The organism is Vibrio anguillarum (assembly GCF_003390515.1).
In the GTDB taxonomy this organism is placed as follows: domain Bacteria; phylum Pseudomonadota; class Gammaproteobacteria; order Enterobacterales; family Vibrionaceae; genus Vibrio; species Vibrio anguillarum.
Window position 1 is genome coordinate 3,091,065 of the sequence record NZ_CP031479.1, and the last position, 3,780, is coordinate 3,094,844.

The 3,780-nt window shown below is 38.3% G+C and carries 5 protein-coding genes; 3 read left to right on the forward strand and 2 right to left on the reverse strand.

What is annotated here, in order from left to right:
* The 3 genes from DD616_RS16970 to DD616_RS16980 form a co-directional block, all read left to right on the forward strand.
* Window positions 1-214, forward strand: a 214-nt coding sequence (locus DD616_RS16970) for a DUF3955 domain-containing protein (protein WP_208871962.1), incomplete at its 5' end; no start/stop codon positions are given.
* 181 nt (window positions 215-395) lie between these two features.
* The gene (locus tag DD616_RS16975) at window positions 396-698 is read left to right on the forward strand and encodes a hypothetical protein (protein WP_208871963.1); all 303 of its coding nucleotides are present in this window, start codon (window positions 396-398) and stop codon (window positions 696-698) included.
* Between the two features lie 228 nt (window positions 699-926).
* Complete coding sequence (locus DD616_RS16980; protein WP_017045407.1) at window positions 927-1,616, forward strand: pseudouridine synthase; 690 nt, start codon at window positions 927-929, stop codon at window positions 1,614-1,616.
* A gap of 169 nt (window positions 1,617-1,785) precedes the next feature.
* On the opposite strand, the gene DD616_RS16985 is transcribed toward DD616_RS16980, so the two are convergent.
* Together DD616_RS16985 and DD616_RS16990 are read right to left on the reverse strand one after the other, a co-directional pair.
* Window positions 1,786-2,229, reverse strand: a complete 444-nt coding sequence (locus DD616_RS16985) for a hypothetical protein (RefSeq protein ID WP_208871964.1) — start codon at window positions 2,227-2,229, stop codon at window positions 1,786-1,788.
* Window positions 2,230-2,376: 147 nt separating this feature from the next.
* Window positions 2,377-3,678, reverse strand: a complete 1,302-nt coding sequence (locus tag DD616_RS16990; RefSeq protein ID WP_208871965.1) for a hypothetical protein — start codon at window positions 3,676-3,678, stop codon at window positions 2,377-2,379.
* Between the last annotated feature and the right edge of the window lie 102 nt (window positions 3,679-3,780).

Genomic DNA, 3,780 nt, shown 5'->3' on the forward strand with positions numbered 1-3,780 from the left:
ATTTCTCCGTAAGTATAAAATAAGCGTTCTTTTCTGTATCAGCGGTATTTTGTGTTTAATTGCTTATAACACCATCGGTTCATACGTAGACGAGAATGGCTTCTTAGTTGAGCCATTTGGGTTCATTCCTTTATTTTGGCTTTTTCAGCTACTGGCGTTAGTGGCTTTGGTTGTTACCTTCGTTAAACATAGAAAGGTTCAGTCAACGGGTTAGTTAAGCCACAAGCGCACTCAGAAGCTTCGTTATAACAAAGCATTTAAGAGTGATTCACAACGCTTGGCATTTTTCATTCCATCGTTGGGTTTTGTGTTTTCGGTGGTATGGCTAAGTTTCGTGTTAGCGTTGCTCACACCTTAATGCGGCGTTATGTACCATTCACAATATTGAGGTTTATATGAGACCAGTTGAGGTGGCTATGGCTGTCAGCGAAAATATGCCAAGTATCGGTTTTTTAAGCAAAACTAAACGTATTGAAGCTTTTAACTTATCTTGCCATATGCTCGAAGAGTTATGCCAAGATGAAGATGGCGAAGTTAATATGGAAAATGCGTTTGAAGCTGCTGCGATATTGCTGAAAATAAATAAGAAATTTGAAAAAGCTTTCGTTATGGTATTGCTTAATTTCGAGCGACTGCCTTTAGGTTATTTGGGGCATTTGGCATACGGCGTTGTGCATTCTGCGAAGCAAAATAGATAGGTACATAACAAACAATTCAAGCTGATTCGCAACGCTCGGCGCTTTCGGTTTCGTTTGGTTTGATGATTACGTCGCAGTGTTTAAACATGGTGGCAGCGTTGCTCACAACTTAATTGGGCGTTATACACAAAAGCTTAAATTGACTTCTTTCTCAGTGAATGATTGCTAGTTTGCACTGAGCAAGTGTAATGTTCGGCCCCTCTTTACTTTACTCTGAATGTGATTGATATGCGTCTTGATAGATTTGTATGTAAAAGTACCCAGCTAACAAAAATTGAAGCTATCCAGCGAATCAATTCTGGTGAGGTTAGTGTTAATGGCGATATAGTAACGGATGAAATGGCTCAAGTTCATGAAAATAACTCAATATTGCTGAGTGGCTCTAAGTTAGAGGCTCGTGGTTTTCGTTATATTATCATGCATAAACCTGCGGGGACTATTTGCTCAAATATTGATGAGTTCTACCCCTCTCTGTTCAATCTCTTAAATGTTAATAACATTTCTGAACTTCACATAGTAGGCCGCTTAGATGCCGACACTACGGGTATGGTGTTGATTACTGACGATGGACGGTGGTCATTTAATATTACAATGCCAACGAGAGAATGCAGTAAAGTTTATCGTGTGGGTTTATCTCGCGCGATTGCAGACGATGCTGCAACAAAGTTCAAAGAAGGTATTCAGTTGCAAGGTGAGCAGCAATTGACACGACCAGCCATCTTAAATGTCATCAATCCTAAAGAGGTACGTTTAACGATCACTGAGGGTAAGTTCCATCAGATAAAACGAATGTTTTCTGCTGTTGGTAATCGTGTCGTTTCACTCCATCGTGAGGCTATTGGATCAGTGAATCTTGATGTCGAGGTCGGAAAGTGGCGCTACTTGACTGATTGCGAAGTACAATCCTTTGCCAAGTAAGTGCATGGGTTAATTTGTGTATAACAAACGGCTCAAGAGAACTCACCTTGCCTAACGCCCAATTAAGGTGTGAGCCACGCTACCACAGCACTCAAATTGGACGCCGTAATCACTTAACTAGCCCCAAACCAAAAATGCCAAGCGTGGGGAATCACTCTTAAATTGTTTGTTATGCTTGTGGCTCAAACACTGGTACATAACGTTTGTCAAAATTAGACTTGCATACACTACATGTTTTACGCCTAATATTTTCATGAGACTGATGTAAAGGAAACGCTTTATGCTCTCGGCTCCAGCAGCTTAAACAATATGGTTCACCGACAGGCTTTTGCATTTCATCAACTTGATATACTGCATCACCATGACGAATGAGCTTATCCTTAAGAGCAAAGCTATCTTCTAGCTCTTTAATACGAGAATCTTTTTGAGCTATTAACTCCTGTATATCTACGAGTTCCATTTTTGCATCAGCCAAAGCACTTAAAAGCTCAGCTAGTTTTAGCTTGGTTTCAGCTTTTTCTAAAGTTAAGTCGCTATCTTTTACTACTTTCGCTAAATCAATTGCCGTTTTAATGCTCGATAAAGCGGCTCCAAATGTAGCTATATCTGCCATAGAAAATCCTCCATTATTTGAATAAGCATAACGCCCAATTAAGGGGTGAGCAACGCTACCACCCAACCTAAAGCATTGTGCCATAAACACTAAATTTGAAGTAGAACCAAAAATGCCAAGCGTTGGGAATCCCTCTTAAATTGTTTGTTAGGGCTTTAGTGCTTTTAGCAGTTTCCTGTATTCAGCAAAGATTGCTTTATGTGCCGTTTTACGAGTGTGACGTCCGCGTTCTCTGCGCTCGATCTTAAGCTCATCACTGCAAACCCAATTAATGTCTTTACCAAGTTTATTTGCTTCGAAATACTCTCCGCTATTTATATCGGGGAAAGAAACAATATCGCCAGTATTTCTATCATAAATAGCACCTTTAACGGAGTGCATCTTTAACATTTTCTTAAGATTTTTATCAAATGACAAAAATAATGGTACAAAGTACTGTCCCTCACTACCTAAACCAAAAGCTATTAATTTCTCCATAATCCGCGGGGCAGCCATGTCCCAAGCGATATTATCTAATCGCTGTAGTAAGCCCTTAGTTTCGCAACGTTTTTGAATCTTACTGAGGATTGGTAGGTTCTCTCGTGAAATGAAGTACTTGTGAGCAATGATCGCTTCACGATCCATATATGCACCAACTGTACTATGCATAAAGTACAGATAATTCCTCATTTTATTTCTTTCTTTTTGATTTGATTCTTCTTGGATCCGAACCATACCAATTAGATTTAGAAGCAAAACTCTTTGCAACAACATGAATTCGTCTATCATGTTTTTTCTTTCAAAATAGAACGTGTATGCTGAGTCAATTGCATTTCTAACTGCTTTAAAATACGAAACTGTATACTTTGGGTTCAGAGTTTTTTTATACTCTTTACAGTCAATGCTCGCAAAAAGGTGTAAGCTACATAAATTGTCTCTAAATTCTTTATCAAGACTTAACCAAAACTTAAGTTTTGTCTTTGCTTTAAAATTAGCTCGAGGAAGAATACTTTTAATGTTCTCCACTAAATAAAATATAAAATCAAAATTTAAATCATCTCTAAGCAACTCATCAACTAACTTTAATAACTTATCCTGAACTTCACCAACTGGCTCCCCTCGAACTAACCTATAAATATATGATGCCATGTTCGTGTCAAACATCACTGTATAATCGATTGGGAAATAATTAGTTCCCTTTTGAAAAATAGACTTTAGCATTTCATCATCGATAAAATATAGAGATTCCGACTTAAAATAAGGAACTAAGTAGTCTAGCGGTTCCTTTGTATACTTTCGTATGCAAGAAGGTAAAACCACTCTATCGTAGTTATCTAGGTGTATAACCCCACTTAACTCATTAAATTCACCTTTTAGCTTAAGCCACGATTTAGCAACATCAGAGGGATTGTTCGCTGTAGAGAACAATGCCGCACATTCACAAAACTCTTTTTTATCAAATAGTTCCATTATATTTCCATTAATGTATAGAGAGCCCTAACGCCCGGCTAAGGGGTTGATAACGCACCGCCGAACTTAAAAAAACACGCCGTAAACACTGAGCTTCAATTT